General features: G+C 67.6%; 5 protein-coding genes. All 5 read left to right on the top strand.

Translation table 11 applies throughout. From position 1 onward, the window contains the following. The coding region (rpsB, locus tag ACN269_RS33470; RefSeq protein ID WP_421477154.1) for a 30S ribosomal protein S2 at positions 1–524 on the top strand (524 nt) is incomplete at its 5' end. 24 nt (positions 525–548) lie between these two features. Beyond that, positions 549–1,364 (top strand): translation elongation factor Ts, encoded by an 816-nt coding sequence (gene tsf, locus ACN269_RS33465; RefSeq protein ID WP_421477152.1) that lies wholly within the window; start codon positions 549–551, stop codon positions 1,362–1,364. A 55-nt stretch (positions 1,365–1,419) separates the two neighbouring features. Continuing rightward, on the top strand, positions 1,420–2,877 hold the full coding sequence (locus ACN269_RS33460; RefSeq protein WP_421477150.1) for an amidase: 1,458 nt from the start codon (positions 1,420–1,422) through the stop codon (positions 2,875–2,877). Positions 2,878–3,033: 156 nt separating this feature from the next. After that, complete coding sequence (pyrH, locus tag ACN269_RS33455) at positions 3,034–3,780, top strand: UMP kinase (protein ID WP_421477149.1); 747 nt, start codon at positions 3,034–3,036, stop codon at positions 3,778–3,780. A gap of 43 nt (positions 3,781–3,823) precedes the next feature. Next, positions 3,824–4,326: ribosome recycling factor (gene frr / locus ACN269_RS33450; RefSeq protein ID WP_421477147.1), on the top strand; the 503-nt coding region annotated here is incomplete at its 3' end.

Raw genomic sequence — 4,326 nt, 5'->3', positions numbered from 1 at the left:
ACTTCTCCACCGTGCACAAGCGCCTGCAGCGGCTCAAGGAGCTCGAGGCCATGGAGCAGACCGGTGGGTTCGAGGGTCGCACCAAGAAGGAAATCCTGATGCTGACCCGCGAGAAGAACAAGCTCGAGCGCAGCCTCGGCGGTATCCGCGATATGCAGAAGGTGCCCTCGGCCGTGTGGGTCGTCGACACCAACAAGGAGCACATCGCCGTCGGCGAGGCCCGCAAGCTGGGCATCCCGGTCATCGCGATCCTCGACACCAACTGCGATCCCGACGTCGTCGACTACCCGATCCCGGGCAACGACGACGCCATCCGCTCGGCGGCGTTGCTGACCAAGGTCATCGCGTCGGCGGTCGCCGAGGGTCTGCAGGCCCGCGCCGGCCAGGGCGGCGGCGAGAAGCCCGACGCCGAGGGCGCCGAGCCGCTGGCCGAGTGGGAGCAGGAACTGCTGGCCGGCGCGACGGCCGCCCCCGCGGGCACTGCCGAAACCGGCGCTCAGCCCGAACCGACTAGCCAAGACTGATCAACATCGATACGGAAGGCTGAAATGGCGAACTACACCGCTGCTGACGTCAAGCGACTTCGGGAGCTGACCGGCGCCGGGATGCTGGACTCGAAGAACGCGTTGGTCGAGGCCGACGGCGACTTCGACAAGGCCGTGGAACTGCTGCGGATCAAGGGTGCCAAGGATGTCGGCAAGCGCGCCGAGCGCGCGACCGCCGAGGGTTTGGTGGCCGCCAACGGCGGCGCGCTGATCGAACTCAACTCCGAGACCGATTTCGTCGCCAAGAACGCGGAGTTCCAGGCGGCGGCCGACACGATCGTGGCTGCCGCGGCTGCGGCCAAGGCCACCGACCTCGACGCGCTCAAGGCCGCCCCGGTCGGTGCCACCACGGTGGAGCAGACCATCGCCGACCTGTCCGCCAAGATCGGCGAGAAGCTGGAACTGCGCCGGGTGGCCTACTTCGACGGCAGCGTCGAGACCTACCTGCACAAGCGGGCGGCCGATCTGCCGCCGGCGGTGGGTGTGCTGGTCGAGTACCAGGGCGCCGACAAAGAGGCTGCGCACGCGGTCGCGCTGCAGATCGCCGCGTTGAAGGCCAAGTACCTCACCCGGGATGACGTACCGGCCGACATTGTTGCCAACGAGCGGCGTATCGCCGAGGAGACCGCCCGCACCGAGGGCAAGCCCGAGCAGGCCCTGCCCAAGATCGTCGAGGGCCGGGTGACGGGCTTCTACAAGGACGTCGTGCTGCTCGATCAGCCGTCGGTGTCCGACAACAAGAAGACGGTCAAGGCGCTGCTCGACGAGGCCGGTGTCACGGTGACGCGGTTCGTCCGCTTCGAGGTCGGCCAGGCCTAAGCGGCCACACAAACGCACAAGGCCCCCAGAACCACTGGCGGGTTCTGGGGGCCTTGTGCGGCTGCACCCCCAGCCGTCGGTACGTATTGGTACCGTCGGGTTCGTGGCTCACGTTCATGCTTTCGGTGATGACGCGCTCGGTGACCGTGACGCGGTCGGCCTGGTGCAGGCGCTTCGAGCGGGGGAGGTGTCGCCCGCCGAACTCGTCGACGCGGCGATCGCCCGAGTCGAAGCCGTCAACCCGACACTGAACGCGCTGGCCTACGACGCTTTCGACCGGGCCCGAGAGCGGGCCGGCGCGCGGCGACCGTACGGCGGCTACTTCGACGGTGTGCCGACGCTGGTCAAGGAGAACGTCACCATCGCCGGCCTGCCCAACATGCGCGGTACCGACGCGTGGGAGCCGCGGCCCGAACCGGCCGACGGCGATTTCGCCCGGGCCTACCGGGCGACCGGTCTGAATTTCCTGGGTACGACGCGGATGTCGGAGTTCGGGTTCAGCGCATCGGCCGAACACCCCCGACTCGGCGCGGTGCGCAACCCGTGGAATCCCGGGTACACCGCCGGCGCATCCTCGTCGGGGTCGGGTGCCTTCGTCGCGGCCGGGGTGGTGCCGATCGCCAGCGCCAATGACGGCGGCGGGTCAATTCGCATCCCGGCCGCGTGCAACGGCTTGGTCGGACTCAAACCGTCGCGCGGCCGGCTGCCACTGGACAAGGAACTCCGGCAGATGCCGCTGGGCATTGTCGCCAACGGTGTGCTGACCCGTTCGGTGCGCGACACCGCCGCGCTGTACCGCGAAATGGAACGGGTCTACCGCAACCCCAAGCTACCGCCGATCGGCGACGTCACCGGGCCGAGTACCCAGCGGCTGCGGATCGCGGTCTGCACCCAGTCCATCGATCGGGATGCCAGCCCCGAGGTTCACGAACTGACGCTGAAGACCGTGGCCCTGCTCGAAGAACTCGGACACCGGGTCACCGTGATCGACAACCCGGTGCCCAACCGGTTCAAGGACGACTTCCTGTTGTACTGGGGGTTTCTGGCGTTCGCTCTCGTGCGCGGCGGGCGGCGGACCTTCGGGCCGAGTTTCGACCGCAGCCGGCTCGACAATCTCAGCCTGGGCCTGGAGGCCATGGCGGCACGTAACCTGGCGCGGTTGCCGGTGGCCATCGCCCGGCTGGCCCGTACCGGTCGGATCACCGCCAGGCTGGGCCAGACCTATGACGTCCTGCTGACTCCGACCCTGGCCGACGTCACCCCGCCGGTGGGCCACCTCGATCCGACCGCCGATTACCAGCAGATCATGGACCGGTTGCTGGCCTGGGTTGGCTTCACACCGCTGCAGAACGCCACCGGAGATCCGGCCATCTCACTTCCGCTGGCCGAATCGGCCGACGGCATGCCGGTCGGCATGATGCTGGCCGCGACGCGTGGACACGAGGCCACCCTGCTGCACCTGGCCTATGAGCTCGAGGCGGCGCGACCCTGGCCGCGCATCCAGTCCGGCTGAACGATTCGGCGCTTCGAGTGTCCGTCCCGTCGCGCTTGGCGCGTTTGGCCGAACCGCCCCGGCTGACCGGGCACACTCGGTATGAGGCAGGATGGAAGAGCCGTCTGGGACATTGCCCGGATGGCTCTCTCATGCGAGCAGCGCCCGAGGAGACTCATGGCCGACAGCAACGGTAGCGGGGTGTCCGCTCCGATCCGCCCGCTGTATTCGCGGGTATTGCTCAAGCTAGGCGGCGAGATGTTCGGTGGTGGGCAGGTCGGTCTCGACCCCGACGTGGTCTCGCAGGTGGCCCGCCAGATCGCCGAGGTGGTGCGCAGCGGGGCCCAGGTCGCCGTGGTCATCGGTGGCGGCAACTTCTTCCGCGGTGCCCAGCTGCAGCAGCGTGGAATGGAGCGCACCCGCAGCGACTACATGGGCATGCTCGGCACTGTCATGAACAGCCTTGCCCTGCAGGACTTTCTGCAGAAGGAAGGCATCGACACCCGGGTGCAGACGGCAATCACCATGGGGCAGGTCGCCGAGCCCTACATTCCGTTGCGCGCGGTGCGACACCTCGAGAAGGGCCGAGTGGTGATCTTCGGCGCCGGTATGGGCCTGCCGTACTTCTCCACCGACACCACCGCCGCGCAGCGCGCATTGGAGATCGGCGCCGAGGTGGTGCTGATGGCCAAGGCCGTCGACGGGGTGTTCACCGCCGATCCGCGCGAGGACCCCGACGCCGAGATGCTGAGCTCGATCACCCACCGCGAGGTCATCGACCGCGGGCTGCGGGTGGCCGACGCGACGGCGTTCAGTCTGTGCATGGACAACGGCATGCCGATTCTGGTTTTCAATCTGCTTGTCGACGGCAATATCGCCCGAGCGGTCGCGGGTGAGAAGATCGGAACATTGGTTACCACCTGATGAGGTGGCCGGGCACGCGAGGAGCACATGAGGTGAAAGCACCGTGATCGACGAAACCCTCTTCGACGCCGAGGAGAAGATGGAGAAGGCGGTGTCGGTGGCCCGTGACGACCTGTCGTCGATTCGCACCGGCCGGGCCAATCCGGGCATGTTCTCCCGCGTCAACGTGGACTACTACGGCTCGATGACGCCGATCACCCAGTTGTCCAGCATCAACGTGCCGGAGGCACGACTGGTGGTGATCAAGCCCTACGAGGCCGGCCAGCTGCGCAACATCGAGGACGCCATCCGCAACTCCGATCTGGGGCTCAACCCGACCAATGACGGCAACGTGATTCGGGTGGCGATTCCGCAGCTGACCGAGGAACGCCGCCGCGACCTGGTCAAGCAGGCCAAGGCCAAGGGTGAGGACGCCCGGGTTTCGGTGCGCAACATCCGGCGCAAGGCGATGGAGGAGCTGCACCGCATCCGCAAGGACGGCGAGGCGGGGGAGGACGAGGTCGTGCGTGCCGAGAAGGACCTCGACAAGACCACCCACACCTACAC

It is taken from the genome of Micromonospora sp. WMMD736 (assembly GCF_049179015.1).
In the GTDB taxonomy this organism is placed as follows: domain Bacteria; phylum Actinomycetota; class Actinomycetes; order Mycobacteriales; family Micromonosporaceae; genus Micromonospora.
Note: the sequence above shows the minus strand (reverse complement) of the source record. Positions and strands in the feature narration are given on the sequence as shown.